18 protein-coding genes are annotated in these 17,146 nt (G+C 73.1%); 7 read left to right on the top strand and 11 right to left on the bottom strand.

Annotated elements, in window-relative coordinates:
• Positions 1 to 271 precede the first annotated feature (271 nt).
• The 8 genes from J2S42_RS37730 to J2S42_RS37765 all read right to left on the bottom strand — a co-directional run bounded on the left by J2S42_RS37730 (position 272) and on the right by J2S42_RS37765 (position 8,426).
• Positions 272 to 1,051, bottom strand: coding sequence for a transposase family protein (locus J2S42_RS37730; protein ID WP_307247196.1), 780 nt, complete (start codon positions 1,049 to 1,051; stop codon positions 272 to 274).
• A 321-nt stretch (positions 1,052 to 1,372) separates the two neighbouring features.
• Positions 1,373 to 3,583, bottom strand: coding sequence for an MMPL family transporter (locus J2S42_RS37735; protein ID WP_307247198.1), 2,211 nt, complete (start codon positions 3,581 to 3,583; stop codon positions 1,373 to 1,375).
• A 25-nt stretch (positions 3,584 to 3,608) separates the two neighbouring features.
• Positions 3,609 to 4,187, bottom strand: a complete 579-nt coding sequence (locus J2S42_RS37740; RefSeq protein WP_307247200.1) for a TetR/AcrR family transcriptional regulator — start codon at positions 4,185 to 4,187, stop codon at positions 3,609 to 3,611.
• Positions 4,188 to 4,306: 119 nt separating this feature from the next.
• Positions 4,307 to 5,059 (bottom strand): MerR family transcriptional regulator, encoded by a 753-nt coding sequence (locus J2S42_RS37745; protein ID WP_307247203.1) that lies wholly within the window; start codon positions 5,057 to 5,059, stop codon positions 4,307 to 4,309.
• Entirely contained in the window at positions 5,056 to 6,291 is a 1,236-nt protein-coding gene (locus tag J2S42_RS37750; protein WP_307247205.1) for an MFS transporter, read from the bottom strand. Before J2S42_RS37750 ends, J2S42_RS37745 begins: the two co-directional genes overlap by 4 nt.
• Positions 6,292 to 6,349: 58 nt before the next feature.
• Positions 6,350 to 6,835, bottom strand: a complete 486-nt coding sequence (locus J2S42_RS37755) for an SRPBCC family protein (protein WP_307247207.1) — start codon at positions 6,833 to 6,835, stop codon at positions 6,350 to 6,352.
• Positions 6,836 to 6,838: 3 nt separating this feature from the next.
• A complete protein-coding gene (locus J2S42_RS37760; RefSeq protein ID WP_307247209.1) occupies positions 6,839 to 7,180 on the bottom strand; it encodes an ArsR/SmtB family transcription factor in 342 nt (113 codons plus the stop codon).
• A gap of 577 nt (positions 7,181 to 7,757) precedes the next feature.
• Positions 7,758 to 8,426, bottom strand: coding sequence for a copper homeostasis protein CutC (locus tag J2S42_RS37765; RefSeq protein ID WP_307247211.1), 669 nt, complete (start codon positions 8,424 to 8,426; stop codon positions 7,758 to 7,760).
• A 94-nt stretch (positions 8,427 to 8,520) separates the two neighbouring features.
• Between J2S42_RS37765 and J2S42_RS37770 the strand changes: the two genes are divergently transcribed.
• A complete protein-coding gene (locus J2S42_RS37770) occupies positions 8,521 to 9,621 on the top strand; it encodes a serine hydrolase domain-containing protein (RefSeq protein ID WP_307247213.1) in 1,101 nt (366 codons plus the stop codon).
• A 74-nt stretch (positions 9,622 to 9,695) separates the two neighbouring features.
• Entirely contained in the window at positions 9,696 to 10,307 is a 612-nt protein-coding gene (locus tag J2S42_RS37775) for a DUF4232 domain-containing protein (RefSeq protein ID WP_307247214.1), read from the top strand.
• A 6-nt stretch (positions 10,308 to 10,313) separates the two neighbouring features.
• On the opposite strand, the gene J2S42_RS42200 is transcribed toward J2S42_RS37775, so the two are convergent.
• Positions 10,314 to 10,559: a hypothetical protein gene (locus tag J2S42_RS42200; RefSeq protein ID WP_307247216.1), complete on the bottom strand. Its 246-nt coding sequence runs from the start codon at positions 10,557 to 10,559 to the stop codon at positions 10,314 to 10,316.
• Between the two features lie 9 nt (positions 10,560 to 10,568).
• Between J2S42_RS42200 and J2S42_RS42205 the strand changes: the two genes are divergently transcribed.
• From J2S42_RS42205 to J2S42_RS37800, 4 genes are all read left to right on the top strand, one after another.
• Positions 10,569 to 10,814, top strand: a complete 246-nt coding sequence (locus tag J2S42_RS42205; protein ID WP_307247218.1) for a hypothetical protein — start codon at positions 10,569 to 10,571, stop codon at positions 10,812 to 10,814.
• 395 nt (positions 10,815 to 11,209) lie between these two features.
• The gene (locus J2S42_RS37790) at positions 11,210 to 12,523 is read left to right on the top strand and encodes a hypothetical protein (RefSeq protein WP_307247219.1); all 1,314 of its coding nucleotides are present in this window, start codon (positions 11,210 to 11,212) and stop codon (positions 12,521 to 12,523) included.
• 93 nt (positions 12,524 to 12,616) lie between these two features.
• A complete protein-coding gene (gene murD, locus J2S42_RS37795; RefSeq protein ID WP_307249257.1) occupies positions 12,617 to 13,978 on the top strand; it encodes a UDP-N-acetylmuramoyl-L-alanine--D-glutamate ligase in 1,362 nt (453 codons plus the stop codon).
• Positions 13,979 to 14,086: 108 nt separating this feature from the next.
• Positions 14,087 to 14,437 (top strand): hypothetical protein, encoded by a 351-nt coding sequence (locus J2S42_RS37800; RefSeq protein WP_307247222.1) that lies wholly within the window; start codon positions 14,087 to 14,089, stop codon positions 14,435 to 14,437.
• 104 nt (positions 14,438 to 14,541) lie between these two features.
• Here J2S42_RS37800 and J2S42_RS37805 read toward each other — a convergent pair whose 3' ends face one another.
• Together J2S42_RS37805 and ybiA are read right to left on the bottom strand one after the other, a co-directional pair.
• Positions 14,542 to 15,537 carry a hypothetical protein gene (locus J2S42_RS37805; RefSeq protein WP_307247224.1) on the bottom strand — a complete coding sequence of 332 codons (996 nt, stop codon included), beginning with the start codon at positions 15,535 to 15,537 and terminating at the stop codon, positions 14,542 to 14,544.
• A gap of 35 nt (positions 15,538 to 15,572) precedes the next feature.
• The gene (gene ybiA / locus J2S42_RS37810) at positions 15,573 to 16,145 is read right to left on the bottom strand and encodes a riboflavin biosynthesis intermediates N-glycosidase (RefSeq protein ID WP_307247226.1); all 573 of its coding nucleotides are present in this window, start codon (positions 16,143 to 16,145) and stop codon (positions 15,573 to 15,575) included.
• Between the two features lie 143 nt (positions 16,146 to 16,288).
• On the opposite strand from ybiA, the gene J2S42_RS37815 reads away from it, so the two are divergent.
• Positions 16,289 to 17,092: a hypothetical protein gene (locus J2S42_RS37815; protein WP_307247227.1), complete on the top strand. Its 804-nt coding sequence runs from the start codon at positions 16,289 to 16,291 to the stop codon at positions 17,090 to 17,092.
• The last annotated feature ends 54 nt before the right edge of the window (positions 17,093 to 17,146 follow it).

The following is a 17,146-nucleotide window of genomic DNA, read 5'->3' on the forward strand; positions in this document are numbered from 1 at the left end:
ATTTCCCTGGCTGATCGGCCCTCATGCCCGGCGGACGGACACGAGCGGGTAACGATCGGTACCGGGCGCCGAGTTCCGCGTGACCACGGGCCGGGTGGCCTGTGGCCCGCACGCCGTCGGTGTCGCACCGGCCCGCGTCGCGGCCCGGTGCGCCCCTGCGCGAAATCTCGGGATGAAGTCCTGGGCCGCTGCGTCTGGTGATCGTGTCCGCCGTGAGTCCGGAGCCTGTGTGATCAAACAGTGGAGCGAAAAGGAGGTCATTGAGCCTTTTTCATCCTGGTGTGTGGCCTGCGTCGATGTGGTCGAGGACCAGGATGGCTTGGATGATGGTGGTGGTGCGGTGCGGGCTGCAGCGGAGTTTGGTCAGGATCTTCCATTGCTTCAGGGTGGCGTTGGCTTGTTCGCCGATGGCTCGTAGGCGGGCGTGTCCTTTATTGGCGGTTTTCTCTCCGGTCGATAGTTTGCGCCAGCGGCTGCCGCGGTAGGGGACGAGGACGTTGTCGGGGGCGCCGAGGTAGGCCTTGTCCGCGAGAACGGTGATGTTCGCGCTGGCCAGGGCGTCGATGATGCCGTGGGTGCGGGCGGCGGTGAGGTCGTGGGCGCCGCCGGGCAGGGCGGGTGAGGCCCATAGCCATGTGCCTTGTGGGCTGGCGATCGTTTGGGTGTTCATGCCGTGCCGGTGATGTTTTCCGGAGTAGTACGGTTTTTGGTCCGCGACCCGGTCGATGGGTATCAGGGTGCCATCGAGGATGACGTACGGGTACCGGCGGATCCGGTCCATGGCGGTGGCCAGATCGGGTGCGGCGGCGGCGAGCAGGGCGATGGCTTCCTGGACGTAGCGCCAGGCGGTCGTGACCCCGATACCGAATCCGGCGGCCAGGCGGGTGTAGGTGTCCCCGTTACGCAGGTGCGCCAGGGCGAGAAGGGCCTGGTCGCGGGGTGTCAGCCGCCGCCACCGGGATCGTTGCTGGTGGCGGTGGCGGCGGATATGGCCGGTGAGGTGGTTGAGGGTGCGGGTGGACAACGAGATCGTGGCGGGGTAAGACAGCACGGGCGAGGCTCCCTGGTCGGGGCATCGGATCTTGGTCGACTGCTGTCTTACCGGGAGCCTCGCACCTATCGATCTCCGGGGTCGTCATACCCGCTGCCACCTGCAAAGCCAGGATGAAAAAGGCTCATTCAACGAAGGGGCGGCCATGCGAGCACGGTCGGGTGGCCGCGTCAGGGCCGGGTGCGGTGAGCGTGATCCGGGAGATGGGCAACAGGGCCGGAAGCATGCGGAACCCCGGCCGGGCCGGAAACCGGAGGCGGGAAACGGGAAGAGCAGGATCTTGAAGTTCAAGATCCTGCTCTTCGTCGCCGTATCGAGCCGTCAGCGGGGTGCCGAGTCCTCCGCCGGGGCCGGGGCCGGTGTCGTCTCCGGGAGCTCGCTGATCGTGACCGGGGGAACCGTGCGCTCCAGTGCCGCGCCCTCCACGTCCAGCGTCGGGAGCCAGCGCAGCCAGGACGGGAGCCACCAGGCGGCGTGGCCGAGCAGGCTGAGCGCGGCCGGCACGGCGATCATGCGGACGATGATGGCGTCGAAGAGGATGCCGACGGCCAGGGCGAACGCGATCGGCTTGATCGTGTCGTTGCCCTCCGGGACGAAACCGGCGAAGACCGCGAACATGATGGTCGCGGCCGCGACGACGACCGGGGCGGCCTGCTTGAAACCGGTGATCACGGCGTCCCGCGGCGTGGCGCCGTGCGCGTGAGCCTCGTGCATGCGGGAGACCAGGAAGACCTGGTAGTCCATGGCCAGGCCGAACAGGATGCCGATCACGATGATCGGGGCGAGGCTGAGCAGCGGCGCCTCGGTATCCGTGTTGACCAGCGCGTTCAGCCAGCCCCACTGGAACACCGCGGTGGTGGCGCCGAGCGCGGAGCCGATCGTGAGCAGGAAGCCGAGCACGCCGATCACCGGCACCAGCAGCGACCGGAACACCAGGATCAGCAGGATCAGCGCGAGGCCGACGACCAGCACCAGGTAGCGCGGCAGCGCCTCGTCGAGCTTCTCGGCCACGTCCACGCTGACCGCGGTCTGGCCGGTCACGTAGATCTGCTCGTCGCCGGTCTCGTCGACCCGGTCGCGCAGCGTATGGACCAGCTGCTTGGTCTCCTCGCTGTCCGGTGCGGAGTCGGCGATGACGGTGACCAGCGCGGCCGCGTCGTCCGGGCGGGCGCCGCCGAGCGTCGCGAACGAGACGCCGTCGAGCGCCTGGAACGACGCCGCGATCGCGGTGGCGCGGGCGGTCGCGTTCGCGCCGTCGACCAGCACGACCAGCGGGCCGGAGAAGCCGGGGCCGAACTTCTCGGCGATCATCGCCTGAGCCCGCTCCTGCGTGCTGCCGGCCTGCGCGGGCTGGATCAGCGTGGTCTGCATGGAGAAGAACGGGATGGAGACGACGCCGAGCACGATCACGGCGGCGAGCAGGCTCAGCGTACGGAACCGGGTGACCGTGTTCGCCCAGCCGCGGTAGAACGGGCGGCCCTGCTCCTCCGGGTCGACCGCACCGGCGGCCCGCAGCTTGCGCGGCAGCGCACGCCGGCCCATGAAGCCGAGCACCGCGGGGACCAGCGTGATCGCGATCAGCACGGCTACCACGATGGTGGCGGCGGCAGCGATGCCCATCTCGGTCAGGAACGGGATGCCGGCGACCGCGAGACCGGCGAGCGCGATGACGACCGTGATGCCGGCCGTGACGACCGCGGAACCGGCGGTGCCGACCGCCATCGCGGTCGCGTTCTCCGGGTCGCGGCCGTGCAGCAGCTCGTGCCGGTAGCGGGTGACGATGAACAGCGTGTAGTCGATGCCGACCGCGAGGCCGAGCATGACCGCGAGGATCGGCGTGGTCGACTGCAGGTCGACGAAGCCGCTGAGGGTGGTGATGCCGAGCGCGCCGATGCCGACGCCGACGATCGCGGTGAGCAGGTTCATCCCGGCCGCGACCAGCGAGCCGTAGGTGATCGCCAGCACGATCAGCGCGACCACCACGCCGACCGCCTCGGCCGGGCCGCCGATGTCCGAGCCGGGCTCCATGCTGGCCTCGCCGCTGACCTCGGTGTTCAGGCCGCCGTCGCGCGCCTCGGCGACCGTGTCGAGCAGGGCCTCGCGCTGCTCCGCGGTGATCTCCGGCGCGGGCGTGCCGTAGGTGACCGTGCTGTACGCCGCGCTCTGGTCCGGCGCCACCGTGGGCCGCTGCGGGTCGAGCGGGTTGCTGGCGGACTCCACACCGGGCAGCGCGCCGAGCTTCTGCACGTACGCGGTGATCTCCGCGGCCACGGCCGGGTCGCTGACCTTGGCGCCGTCCGGCGCCGCGATCACCACCTGTGCGGTGCCGCCGGAGCCGCCGCCGAAGCGCTCGTCGATCAGGTCGAGCGCGGTGGTCGACTCCTGGCCGGGGATGCTGAACGACGTGGCCATGGTGCCGGACAGCGTGGCCGCGCCGACCCCGGTGCCGACGAAGACCAGCAGCCAGACGATGGTGACCGCCCATCGGTGCCGGAACGAGCCCAGCCCGAGGCGATGCAGGAAGGTTGCCATGCCGAATGGTTCCTCTCGGTGGTCTTTAACGCGGGTGGCCGAGTGCGTCGTAGATGGCGGCGACCAGGTGGTCGCGGACCTGGCCGGGCGTGCCGTCGCTGAGCTGGTGGAACGGGTTGTCGTCGTCGCTGAGCGCGACGGAGGTGACCGCGAGGGCGCCGGCGGCGGCGATCACGCGGACCACGCGGCCGATGTCGGTGCTGCCGGGCAGCACGCCGAACGCGGTCATCACCGGGCGGGCGATGCCCTCGAGCTGGTCGCCCTCGCCCGGCCCGCCGATGAAGGAGAGTGCGAGCGAGGCGAGGCCCGGGCTGGACAGCGCGAGGTCGACCAGCTGCTCGATCACCGCGCGGTCGCGCGCCGGCCCGTCCGGCATGGCCGCGGCGGTCTCGGCGACCTCGCGCATGGCGCCGGCGCAGCAGTCGATCGCCGCGTCCCACAGCGCCTCCTTGTTCGGGAAGCGGTGCAGCAGGCCGGTCTTCGAGTAGCCGGCCGCATCCGCGATGCGCTGCACGGACGTGTCCTTGAAGCCGTGCCGGGCGAAGAGCGCGGCCGCATGCTCGACGATCTCGTCGTCGATCTCCTGTCTCGTCTGTCGCGGCATGCGGACCAACCTAGTCCCTCACGGACCACCCTGGTCCGTATCGGACCGTAATGGTCCTCACATTCAGCACACGATTCATACTCGCATTTCGCCTATATGCGGCGAAGCGAAACCAACGATCATCCAGCGGTACGGTGACCGTCCGGGAAGTCCGCCACCATCCGGTCCAGGAACGCCCGTTGCGCGTCGTTGAACGCGGTGGACTGGTAGTCCGCGAACAGCGAGGCCAGCTGCGGCGCGTCGATCGACGGATAGCCGTCCGCGAAGACCCGCGCGAACATCCGCCGGTACGCGGCCAGCAAGGCGTCCCGCTCGTGCTCCGGCGTCCCCGCGTCGAGCGCCGCGAACCGGGCGGTCAGCGCGTGCAGCTCGGCGAGCAGCTCCGGCCGGTGCAGCGAGGCGTAGAGCGCGCGCAGCTCCCGCCGGCCGTCCTCGTCCAGCAGGTGGTGCAGCAGGATCGACAGGTCCCGGTCCTGCGCGAGCAGCGCCGATGGCAGACCGGTCGGGCCGTACGCGCCGAGCAGCCCGGCCAGCTCCGGCGGCGTGTCCGGGGCGGCGCCGGCCGCGCGCAGCCGGGCGATCACCTCGCGGCGGGCGGTGAGCCGGTCGATCTGCGCGGCCAGCTCCGCGTCCAGCTGCTCCAGCACGGAGTCCGCGTGCGTGGCGGACTCCAGCAGCGCCGGGATCTCGTCGAGCGGCACGCCGATCTCGGTCAGCCGGCGGACGCGCAGCAGCAGGATCAGGTCGCCGACCGCGTACTCCCGGTAGCCGTTCGCCCGCCGGTGCGGCTCGGGCAGCACGCCGACCTGGTGGTAGTGCCGCAGCGTGCGCACGCTGACCCCGGCCAGCCGCGCGATCTCGCCGCTGTTCATCCGACCAGCTCCTCCGGCCGCTCCTGGTCGCGGGTCGCCGGCCGCGCGGGGGCCAGCGTGCGCAGCGACGGTGCCCACAGAGCGTAGGCCGCGGTGACCGCCCACGCGGCGGCCAGCGCGATCGCGGCGGTCCGCGCGCCGGACCACTCGGTCAGGATCGCGGCCGCGCCCATGCCGAGCGCCGGGGCGAGCGTCATGATCGCATTCTGCGTACCCATGATGCGGCCGCGCATGCCGTCCGGGATGCGCTCCACCATGAGCACGCCGAGCAGGCTGCCGAACAGCCCGTTGCCGAACCCGACCACGCCGGCCGCGGCCAGCACCAGCCACGGCGACGCCAGCGACGCCATCCCGCCGAACCCGGCGACCGTGACCAGCGTGCCGGCCACGAACCAGGCCCGGCGCGGCCCTCGGCCACCCGCGGCCGCGTAGCCGCCACCGCCGGCGAGCAGGCCGAGCGCGAGCGCGCTGAGCACGAACCCGAGCAGCTCCGGTCGGCCGGCGAGGGTGAAGTAGACCGGCAGCACGAGCGCCTGGAACGCGCTCAGCGCCAGCACCAGCACCGTGCCCAGCACGGTCGTCACCACCAGGAACGGCGACCGGATCAGCGCGCGCCAGCCGTCCCGCAGCCGGACCTCCGTGGCCGGCCCGGTGGCGGCGAGCGCACCGGCCTCACCGGGGATCAGCAGCGTGACCAACGCCGCCGCGCCGGACAGTGCCGCGGTGATCCAGAGGACGTCCGTACCGTCGAAGGCGGTGACCAGCACGCCCGCCGCGCCCGGGCCGATCAGCGTCACCACCGCGCCGGCCGCCTCGCGCAGCCCGAGCAGCCGCTCCGCGCCCAGCCCGCCGGTGCGCACGATCCCCGGCAGCATCGCCTCCCGCGCGGTCAGGCCCGGCACGTCCCCGAACGACCCGATCACCGCGGACAGCACGAACCAGCCCAGCGACAGGCCCACCGCGGAGTCCAGCAGCGGCAGCGCCGCGATCGACGCGGCCGACACCAGGTCGGTCAGCACCGACGCGGTCCGCCGGTTGATCCGGTCGATCACCACGCCCATCAGCAGCCCGGCGACCGCGGCCGGCAGCGCGGACGCGATCGCCACCGCGCCGGTGGCCAGCACGCTGCCGGTGGTCTGCAGCACGATCAGCGGCAACGCGACCCCGGCGACGGAGTTGCCGAGCAACGACAGCACGTATGAGGCGAGGTACGCCCCGGAGGCCCGATTCACCCCACCATGGCAAACCATGACGTCGCGTCGGGGTCAACCCGCATCCGGGGCTCCGCCGTCAGGCGGCGATCAGGTCGTCGATCTGGTTCAGCGACGAGGTGGCGCCCTCCACCACGCCCATGTCCAGCACCTGCTGCAACGCCTCGGCGGACGCGTAGGTGCTGACGTACGTCGCCCGGGTGCCGCCGTCGTGCGCGGTGAAGGTGTAGACGTTCGCGGAGAGCGGGAGGTCCGGCACCGGGTTGAAGTCCAGGTCGGCGAAGCCGTCCTGGAAGGCGAAGGACCGCGGCTCGTCCACCTCGCCGACCAGCCAGTACCCGGCGTGCTTGTCGCCCTCCGGGCCGGTCATGTAATAGGTCACGCGGCCGCCGGGGGTCAGGTCGTGGTCGACCACCGTCGCCGGGTAGGACGCCGGTCCCCAGATCTTCTCCAGCTGACGAGGGTCCGCGTACACCTGCCAGATCCGCTCGACGGGCGCCGCGAAGTCCGCGGTGATGGTCAGCGTCAGGGCGTCCAGGTCGTGCTTGACGTCGGTCACAGGCATCGTTCAGTCCTTCTGTTCGGGATCGGATGCGATCAACGCGTCGATACGGCCGATGCGGCCACGCCACACTTGCTCCAGCTCGGCCAGCATGGAGGCCACCGACCGCACCGCGGCCACGTCGCCACTGGCCAGCTGCTCGCGACCATTGCGTCGCTTGGTCAGCAGGCCCGCCTTCTCCAGCACGGCGACGTGCTTCTGCACCGCGGCGAAACTCATGTCGTACGCGACCGCGAGCGCGGAGACGGAGTGCTCCCCGGCCAGCACCCGGCGAAGTATGTCCCGCCGCGTGCGGTCAGCGAGCGCGTGGAACATGGCGTCCACCCGGCGCGCGTCCTCTTCGGCCATGAACACAACGTACAACCAATCGGTTGTACGTTGCAAGGCGCTGGTTCCATTCCGTGGACGGATTTCTCTCGGATCGGCATGCGGTGGCCATCGAGTCCCGGCCGTGACGCCGGAGGTGTGGCACTACCTGGCACTGCGGATGGCGGCCCGGCCCGGGGACGCCGGCCCGGCCGGCCGGGGTTCGCGCACCTGGCGAGCCCGCGCGGCGCGGTCGGCGGGACGGTCTCGGCGGTGGCCGGTGCGGACGGGCCTGTGGAGCGGCGAGTCCGTGACCGGGGAGACCGACGACTCGGATCCCGGGCCGGTCGCCGGTGGCGCGGTCTCGCTGCGGCCCTACGACGACTCGCCGGTTCACGTCGAGGGACACGTGCTGTCGGCACCGGGCCCGGTCGGCGTGGCGGGCGGACCGCCGACCGGGCCGTACCCGAAACCGCGCTGCCGGTCCTGCGACCGTCCGATGTGGCACCGACGGTCGACGGCCGGCGCAGCCTCTACCTGTGCGCGACCGTCACCACCCGCACCGCGACGAACCGGAACTGACCGGTGCGGTCGCGCGGCAAGCGGTGCCGGCGCTGGTTCAGCTGAGTGCGGTCCGCCAGGAGGTGACCAGGGCCGGGTCGACGGGGAGGTCCCAGCGGCCCTCGGGGCGGACGGCACCGCCGGTGTGGAAGGCGGTGAGGCCGGCGGCGCGCAGGGCGGGCAGGTGCGGGGGGCGGAGGCCGCCGCCGGCCAGGATGGGGAGGCCGGCGGCGGACTCGGTGGTGAGGACGGGGAGGCCGTCGGCGACGCCGGAGGGGCAGCCGGCGGTGAGGACGCAGTCGAGGCCGGGCAGGTCGCGCAGCGCGGCCCAGGCGGCGGTGCGGTCGGCGGCGTGGTCGATGGCGCGGTGGAACGTCCACGGGGCGCCGTCCAGGACGTCCAGCAGCTCGTGCACGGCGGGCAGGTCGACGTCGCCGGTGGGAGTGAGGAAGCCGAGCACGAACTCGGTCGCGCCGGCCTCGCGGGCCGCCTTGGCGGTGCCGCGCAGCGCGGCCAGGTCGCGCGGGGCGAAGCCGTCCCGGTCGCGGAGCATCACCCGGACCGGGAGGTCGACGGCCGCGCGGACCGCCTCGACCGTGGCCGGGTCCGGCGTCAGGCCGGCCGCGTCCATGTCGCTGACCAGCTCGATCCGGTCGGCGCCGCCGTCGGCGGCGCGGCGGGCGTCGGCGGGGCCGAGCGCGATGACTTCCAGCAGCGGGCGCGACATAGGCGGCATGGTCCCATATGCGTCGCATGTTCCCCGGCGAATCGCCGCTGTGATCTCGCGTACGTCGATGTTCCTCGCCATATTCTGACTCACCATGACGGACATCGAGGGTACGGTCGCGCCCGGCTACGAGCGGGTGGCCGAGGCGTTCGCGGCGACCATGGCGCGGGAGGCGGGTGCGTCGGTCGCGGTCTTCCGGCACGGTGTGCAGGTCGTCGATCTATGGGGCGGTACCGCGGGCGCCGGCCGGCCCTGGCGGCGGGACACGCTGCAGGTCGTCTTCTCCGCCACGAAGGCGGTTCCGGCCACGGTCGCGCTGGTGCTGGCCGAGCGGGGCGTGCTCGACCTGGACGCGCCGGTCGCGACGTACTGGCCGGAGTTCGCGCGGCACGGCAAGGACGGCATCCCGGTTCGCTGGCTGCTCACCCATCAGGCCGCGGTGCCCGCGCTGCCCCGCATGCCGCTGGCCGACATCTACGCCTGGCACCCGGTGATCGCGCGGCTGGAGGACGCCGTGCCGGAGTGGGAGCCGGGCACCGCGATCGGCTACCACGCGCTGACGTTCGGCTGGCTGATCGGTGAGGTGGTCCGGCGCGCGGACGGCCGTACCCCCGGGGTGTTCTTCCGGGAGGAGATCGCGGCGCCGCTGCATCTCGACCTGCACGTCGGGCTGCCGGAGTCCGAGCTGGACCGGGTCGCGGACCTGATCACGCCGCCGGGGGAGCGGGCCGCGCTCGCCGCGATGGACCCGGCCGCGCTGCAGACCCGCACACTGGTGATCAGCGAGGAGCCGCTGGACCTGTCCGTGCCGGCCGCGCTGACCTGCGAGATCCCCGCCGTGAACGGGGTCTGCACGGCCGGTGGGCTGGCCGGGTTGTACGCCGCGCTGATCGGTGCGCGCATCCTCGCGCCGCAGACGCTGGCGACGGCCACGACGGTGGCCGCGGCCGGGCCGGATGTGATCATGGGCGTGCCGAGCCGGAGCGGACTCGGCTTCGGTCTGCCGTCGCCCGACCTGCCGTGGTACTCACCGTCCGCGTTCGGCTGGCCGGGGCACGGCGGCGCGATCGGGTACGCCGACCCGCAGACCGGCGTCGCGTTCGGATACGTGCCGAACCGCCTGCACGCCGACTATGCGGAACCGGACACTCGCGCGGCGAACCTGATCCGGGCGGTGAACGCGTCGATCAGGTAAAACCCGCGCGAAACCGGCATAGTCCCGCGCCGCGCCGGGAACGACCCCGGTCAGTCGACGAGAGGGGTCCTGACATGAGGCGTCCTGACAGGAGGCGTCCGTTCCGGGTCGTCGCGGCGGCCGCGTTGCTGTGCACCGTCGCGGCCTGCGGCGGCGATCCCGGCGAGGAGACCGAGGCCGCGAGCGGGGCCGCGTCCGGCACCGCGACGCGGAGCGCGGCGCCCGCGCCGGCGGGGTCCGCGGCCGGTGGCGAGGCGTGCACCGGCGAGGACGTCACGGCGGCGGCGACCGTGCAGGACGCCGGCGTGGCGCTGCTGGCGATCACGAACGCGTCCGACCGGCCGTGCACGCTCGACGGCTGGCCCACGCTCGGCCTGCGGGCCGCGGACGACAGCGCGCTGAAGGTGCCGGTCGAGGAGGTGCAGCAGCCGGGACCGGCCACGCCCACGGCGCTGGACCCGGGCGAGACCGCGTTCGCCGGGTTCAAGTGGACGATCTGCGACCTGGGCGCGGCCGGCTGCGCGGTGGCGACCACGCTCACCGTCATGCCGCCCGGCGGCGGCACGCCGGTCAACGCCACCCTCACCGGCGTCGAGGGCGGCGACCAGGCGGTCGAGCGGCTGCCGGTCAGCGGCCTCCGGGTGGGCACGATCCAGCCGTCCACGCAGGGCGTCGTCGCCTGGTGAGAACGCTCAGCGGAGCCGGGCGGTGAGCACCACCGGGCCGTCCGGCGACGGCTGATCGTTCTCGGACTGCAGCGTCACCACGAACTCCGGGGAGGCGGCCGGTTCGACCGCGCTCCACAGGAAGACCGGGATACCGGTCCGCCGCTCGTGGAACGACCCCGGCGGCACCACCGTGCCGTCCGGGCCGCGCAGCCAGGCCGTGTAGTAGCTGCCCGCCGCGGCCGCCGGCAGCCCGTCCGGCTCCAGCACCACGCCGGTCCGGTGCCGGTCGGCACCAGCCGTACCGTGCCGGCCGCGCCGTTCGCCCCGGTCGCGGCGAACTCGGTGCCGCCCTCCAGGAACGGGTTCGGCGGCGTCAGCACCCGGTCCACGACCGGCACTCCCGCGGTCAGCGCCGCGGTGGCGGCCAGGGCCGCCAGCGGCAGCGCCCACCGGCGCCGGGAACCGTCCGGCCTCTCCGCGGGTACGGCGGGCGCGGATCCGGCACGCGGCGGCACCGGCCAGTAGCCGGTGGTGCCCGCGACCGGTGGTTCCGGGGGCGCGGCCGGGCAGTCCGCGAGCTCCGCGTCGTCCGGCCCGCCGCCGAACCGCCGACCGGGCAGCTCCCGGTCCCTGCCCGGGCCGGGAGCGTGGTCGCGTGGTTACTCCGCGTCGGTCACATCGGCCACCATGCGGGCCGGCGGCGACCCCGGGCATGCGCGCACATCCATCGACCGGGTGACGTCGTGCCTGATCGATGGCCCTTTACCCGTACCCCAGAATGGGAAGAACCGGTTCTTGATTTTCACCGTATTGGGTGTGGCGCCGGGCTGCACGGGGAGCCCGGGGCGGTGAAGGCGATACGGAGGCGGCGGACCATGGCGGGGTGGAGTCGAGGACGGCCGGGAGCCGTCTTCCGGATCGTGACGGTGGGCGTGGCGGTGCTGGCCGGGGCCGCGACGGCACTGGCCGGCACCCGTCTGCTGTTCGCGGACGAGCGCACGACCGCAGCGAACTCCGTGGACGTCCCGGAGATCGTGCTGACCGGCGCGGCCGCCGCGATCGCGTCCAACCGGCTCGTACCGGCCGGGCCGCAGTCGCTGTTCGACAACCGGGACGGCGAGCCGCTCGCGCCCGGCGACGAGGTCAACGTGTCGCTGCTGGACGTGGCCGAGGGCAGCACCGCGGTGGTGCTCGCGGTCTCCGCGCTGGACGCGGCCGGCGCCGGCGCGGTCACGGTCACGTCGTCCGAGGGGACGATCCCGGCGCTGCGGCTGGCCGGCGCGGGCGGGCAGACCAGCACCACGCTGATCGTGCCGGTGGCCGGCGACGGCGCGCTGCGGGTCCGCGACGAGGCCGGTGGGCGGCTGGTGGTCCAGCTGGTCGGCACGCTGACGCCGTCGTCGTCCGCGGCCGCGGGCCGGGTCGTGCCGGTCCCGTCCCGGGAGATCTTCCGCCTGGTCAAGGAGCCGGAGGGAGACGAGAAGGAACTCGACCTGGACCGCGTGCCGGAGCTGGCCGGGCAGTCGATCTCCGCGGTGATGTTGCAGGTCGCGGCGGACGTCGGCACCGACGGCGGGTTCGTGCGCGTGGGTGACGCGGACCGGCAGGAGCTGTTCTGGTCCGCGACCAGGGGCGCGGACCGTACCCGCGGCGGTTTGATGCTGGTCCCGGTCGACGGCGACAAGATCACGATCCACTACGAGGCGGGTACGGAGCTCCGGGCCGATCTGGTCGGCTACGTGACCGGCGAGCGGGCGCCGACGTCCGCGGAGGGCCTGCTGGTCATGGTCCCGCTGCCGGGGGAGCCGTCCCCGGTGCCGAGCCTGCCGCCGTCCGCGCTGGTCCCGTCGCCGTCCGGTGCGGCCGGTGGCCCGGGTGAGGTGGTCCCGACGCCGGTGGCCGGCCTGCCGTCGGCGCCCCCCGGCAAGGCCGACATCGGCGCGGGCCGGTCGCGAACCGTGACCGTGGTGCCGGCGGCCGGGCTGGCCGGAGTGCCGCTGGACCGGATCGGCGGCGCGTTCCTGCGGGTCACCGCGAAGGGCGACGGCACCGGCGACGTGGCGGTGCGCGGCGGCGGCACCGACACCGGCAACCCGACGATGCTGGCCGCCCAGGGCATCTCGCGCAGCATCCTGACATTGGTCGCGGTCTCCGACGGCACCGTCACCGCCCGCACCGAGGCCGGCGCCGAACTCACGCTCACGCCCGAGGTCCTGCTCCTCACCGCGGACTGAACGCCCGGCCTGGCCGGGCGGGACGTTCGGGCCATGGCCTATGTTGCTGGTACCGCCGCCGGTGGGGTGGTGGCTGCGACGCTGGGGAGAGACGTGGAGCTGCGGGAGCTGGCCGGACGCCGGGTGGCGGTCTGGGGTACGGGCCGTGAGGGCATCGCGGCGGTCGAGGCGATCGCACCGGCCGGGCCGCAGCGGCTGATCACCGTGCAGGACACCGCGAACTTCCTGGCCACGAACTGGGCCGGCGCGCTCGCGGACGCGGCACCGCTGTTCACCGGTGAGGACGCGCACCGCGAGCTGGCCGGCATCGACGTGATCGTGCGGTCGCCCGGCATCCCGGACGTACACCCGTGGATCGTCGGGCACCGTGCCCGGGGCGGCGTGGTGACCAGCGGGACCGCGCTGTGGATGTCCGCGCACCGGCAGCGAACCGTCGGCGTGACCGGCAGCAAGGGCAAGAGCACCACGTCCAGCCTGGTCCACGCGCTGCTGGCCGGTGCGGGCCGGCCGAACGAGCTGGGCGGCAACATCGGCATCGCGGCGCTGGCCATGCCACCGGCGGAGCTGTACGTGATGGAGCTCAGCGCGTACCAGTGCGCGGATCTCGATGATTCTCCGCGGGTCGCGGTGGTGACCTCGCTCTTCCCGGAGCACCTCGACTGGTTCGGCGGCGAGGAGGCGTACTTCCGGGGCAAGCTCAACATTGCGATGCACGGCGCGGAGGCCGTGGTCTACAACGGGCACGACCCGCGGCTGGCCGCGGAGTTCGCGCGCCGCGCCGGGCTGCCGCTGGTCGCGGCCGGGCTGCCGGACGGCTTCCACGTCGCGCCCGGGCCGGACGGCACCCGCTGGTTCTTCCGCGCTGACCGGGCGCTGTTCCCGCGCGCCGACCTGGGCCTGCTCGGCCGGCACAACGAGGGAAACCTGTGCGTGGCGCTGGCCGCGATCGAGGCGATCGGCGTCGACTGCGTGGCGTCCCGGGACGCGCTGGCCACGGCGCTGCGCGGCTTCGCGGGACTGGAGCACCGGCTGCAGCCGATCGCGGACCCGTCCGGGCTGACGTTCGTCGACGACTCGCTCTCCACCATCCCGCAGTCCACGATCCACGCGATCGAGAACTTCGCGGACCGGCCGCTGTCCGTGATCGTGGGCGGCGACGACCGCGGTGTGGACTACTCGCCGCTGCGCGACTACCTGCGGGAGAACAAGATCAATGCGACGCTGATCGGCATCCCGGACAGCGGCCCGATGATCCTCTCGCTGGTCGCGGACCTGCCCGGCATCACGGCCGTCCCCGCCGCCGACATGCACGAGGCGGTACGGATCGGCCGGGAGCGGACCGCGGCCGGCGGTGTGGTGCTGATGTCCCCGGCCGCGGCCAGCTACGGGCGGTACGACAACTACGCGCACCGCTCCCGGGTCTTCCGCGAGGCGATCGAGGCGACGCGGCCGTAGCGCACACGATCGTGTACGCGGGGTGAATGAGGTCCCGCTCACGATTCGATCTCCGCGGAACGGGCACTGAAGTGGTCAGAGCAGACAACTCACGTGGAGGTTAACGCGATGACCAGCAGCCTTGTCCACGACACTCCCGGCACCACGAACGGGACGGGCGACACGAGCCGCGTCAGTCAGGCCGTCGCCGCCACCCCCGAGGCGGCCCGCAAGACCGGCGCCGCGATCCGCCGCAACCCGAAGCCGGTCGCGGCCGTCGTGATCGTGCTGGCCGGCGCGGCCGCGGCCGTGATCCGCATGCGGGCGATGCGCAAGCCGCAGACGCGCACCCAGCGCATGCGCGCGGCCGTGACCACGCTGCCGTCCCGGATGCGCCGCACGCCGACGATGACCAGCCGGATGGCGGGCAAGCTCGGCCGCGGCAAGCCGTCGATGACGCAGCGACTCGGCCTGCGGTAGTCGTTGCGCGTATTGCGGCACCCGGCCCTGGCAGGCCGGGTGCCGTGCGCTTTCCGGCCGCCGCTGTGGAGGCCGTGCGGTGACGTCCGGCGGGCCGGGGATCCTCAGGCGCGCGTGGACATGCCGGGCGGGGTGACCGGGTCGAGCAGCCGCTCCGCGCCGGTGACCAGGCGCCGCATGGAGAGGATCGCGGAGCGGATCTCCTGTAGGTAACGGTCGGTCGCGGTCGCGGTCGGTGGCTGCGGCGGCACGGCCCGCGCCGGGTCGAAGCCGACGGTCTCGATCTCACAGCGGTACGGCAGGCCGAGCGTGCGGATCGCGTCGCAGTGCTGGAACGGCACGTAGATCGGGGACGTGACCACCAGGATCCGGTCACCGGGACGCACGGCGAAGCGGCGGGCCCAGAACTCGTACGTGTCCGGCGTGTGTGCCCGGCGTTTCTCCGGCTCACTCGACGGCGCGGCGAGGACGTGCACGGCCGGCGGTGCCGCCGGGAAGGTGCGGACCGCCCAGGAGTCGTGGCCGACCGGGCCGTCCGCGCACTCGACCACCGGATCCGCCGTACGGCCGAAGCTCGCCCGGACCGCCACCTCCATCGCGTCGACCTCGTGCACCGCACCGGCCAGGCCCGGCTCGGCGCGCTCGGCCGCGGACAGCGGCCGGAAGCTGCCGAGCGCGGCCACCTGAGGGGCGTGCACGCCGGAGCGCAGCAGGCCGGCCGTGTGCGCGACCCGCTGCAGGCAGGCCCGCCCGAGGCCGCCGAGGACGAGCACGTGGTCGTACCGCCGGTGGCGCGGCGGGCGGCCGTCGGCCAGGCCCAGCGCGGTGGCCGCGTCCCGTACCGTGGTGGTGGTCCCGGGGGTGAAGTCCGGCGGCCGGACCTGGTCACGCTCGACCCCGCCGGCCCGCCGGAAGTCCCAGTGCGCCGCGGAGAAGTCGTCGAGCCAGCCGAGCAGCCGCTCCACCCCGGCCGTCGGCAGCGCACCGCCGAACGCGGCGACCAGATCCCGCATCGGCGGCGCCGTCACCCACGACCGCACCTGGTCAGCGATCAGCTCCGGTTCCCCGGACGGTAACGGCACGGTCGCGTAACGGGCCACGGTCCTCCTTCGTCGGCAGACCCCGACGACCCTAATCAACGGGTACGACGACCGGCGCCTCGGACACGGCGATCTTCCGCCGCGGACATCCGTTCCGCGTCCGTGCCGTGCGGTATCCGTCTCCGGATGTCGTCGTCGGCGGTGCGTAGCTGGGTGCGGGTGCGCATCAGGATCCGGCCGAGCCGGTTCTTGCCGGTGCCGGTTCGGCCCCGTCCCCAGTAGTGGTCGGTGCCGGTGTCCTCGACGATCTCGGCGTCGCCGGTGTCGAGCAGGACGGCGCGGATGCCGGGGTGGGCGGTGAACTTGGCCGTGACGGCGCGGCGCATCACGTCGTCCTTGACCCGGTCCCAGTCGCGGCGCAGCGGGCGGGAGCGGTCGCGGCCGAGTTCGGCGGCGCGCAACGGGGTGGCCGCCCGGCGGATCAGGTCGGCGTGGCGGGTGCCGGCGTACTTCTGGGCCTGGAAGTAGTGCTCGGACGTCGGCCATCGGTGACCGTCGAGGTCGAAGCCGTGCGGGGAGAAGTTGGAGAAGCAGCCGTACGGCACGTCGTCGGCGCCGTAGAAGTAGATCGTCACCGTGGCCTCGCGGGTATGGGGGGCGATCCACACGGTGGCACACACGGACGAAGCGGCAACCGATTTTGCCCGGGTGCCCGCCCTGCCGATCGCCGAGGTTTGACAGCCGGGGTCACGATGCCGGGACGCTCGCCCGCGGGCCGTGGTCATCGTCGGTGACGAACGAGGAGTTGGTGGTGTTCCGGTTCAGGAAGAAGGATGCGGACGACCGCACGCGGATCGATCGCGCACTCCGCCGGCCGCGGGAGCCGGACTACGTGCGGGCCGCACTGAAATGGCGGCTCCTCGACGATCCGTGGCGGTCGTGGCTGCGGCGCTCGGACGCCGGGGTGGACCTGTTCAACCGGTGGCACGAAGCCGGCGAGCACGTCGCGCTGCTCGGCGAGGCCGCCTATCGGGAACAGCTCGTGCGAACGCTGTCCCGCGCGGTCCCGCGGGACTGTGCCGCGGCCCGGTTCGGCTGCACCCGGCGAATGGACCGGGCCTGCCGGAATCCGGAGATCTGCGCGCAGGACCCGCTTCCCGGCACCGGTGCGGCGGTCCATCGGGAAGGTCCGGTGCCCGGCGGATGTGACCACTATGTCGGCTGGTGGGGCGACTCGTACGGGTTGCGGGTCGCGTTCAGCGCCGGTGACCGGCATCGCGCGGTGCAGTGGGACCGGAAACTCTGGATCGACGGTGCCCCGATCGCGGCGGAGCAGAGCCTGGACGAGTACGGGGCCTGGCTCGACGAGCGGTTCTTCGTGATCCTGGCGGAGGGGCCGGACGATCATCCGGACCAGGCGTACATCTGGGATTCACCGGTCTCGGCCATCCGGTCGCTGGTCGTGCACGACGCCGACCGGGCGGCGACGCTGGTTCTCGTGCCCACGGCCGGGGAGCGGTGGACGAACCCGACGGTGGTGCGGGACGGGGACGTGCTGCTGGTCCACCCGGACCGGGACGGCGGCGCCGCGGACCGTACCCTGCCGGTCTACTGATCGTGCCGGTACCCGTGCGGGCGCTTCCGGGGTGGCCGCGGACACCCCGGAAGC

This window comes from Catenuloplanes indicus (assembly GCF_030813715.1).
Taxonomy (GTDB): Bacteria; Actinomycetota; Actinomycetes; order Mycobacteriales; family Micromonosporaceae; genus Catenuloplanes; species Catenuloplanes indicus.

Coding starts and splice junctions, on each gene's coding strand:
- J2S42_RS37735 (WP_307247198.1), bottom strand. CDS start 3,583: ATGGCAACCTTCCTGCATCGCCTCGGGCTGGGCTCGTTCCGGCACCGA.
- J2S42_RS37740 (WP_307247200.1), bottom strand. CDS start 4,187: ATGCCGCGACAGACGAGACAGGAGATCGACGACGAGATCGTCGAGCAT.
- J2S42_RS37745 (WP_307247203.1), bottom strand. CDS start 5,059: ATGAACAGCGGCGAGATCGCGCGGCTGGCCGGGGTCAGCGTGCGCACG.
- J2S42_RS37755 (WP_307247207.1), bottom strand. CDS start 6,835: ATGCCTGTGACCGACGTCAAGCACGACCTGGACGCCCTGACGCTGACC.
- J2S42_RS37760 (WP_307247209.1), bottom strand. CDS start 7,180: ATGGCCGAAGAGGACGCGCGCCGGGTGGACGCCATGTTCCACGCGCTC.
- J2S42_RS37765 (WP_307247211.1), bottom strand. CDS start 8,426: ATGTCGCGCCCGCTGCTGGAAGTCATCGCGCTCGGCCCCGCCGACGCC.
- J2S42_RS37770 (WP_307247213.1), top strand. CDS start 8,521: ATGACGGACATCGAGGGTACGGTCGCGCCCGGCTACGAGCGGGTGGCC.
- J2S42_RS37775 (WP_307247214.1), top strand. CDS start 9,696: ATGAGGCGTCCTGACAGGAGGCGTCCGTTCCGGGTCGTCGCGGCGGCC.
- J2S42_RS37800 (WP_307247222.1), top strand. CDS start 14,087: ATGACCAGCAGCCTTGTCCACGACACTCCCGGCACCACGAACGGGACG.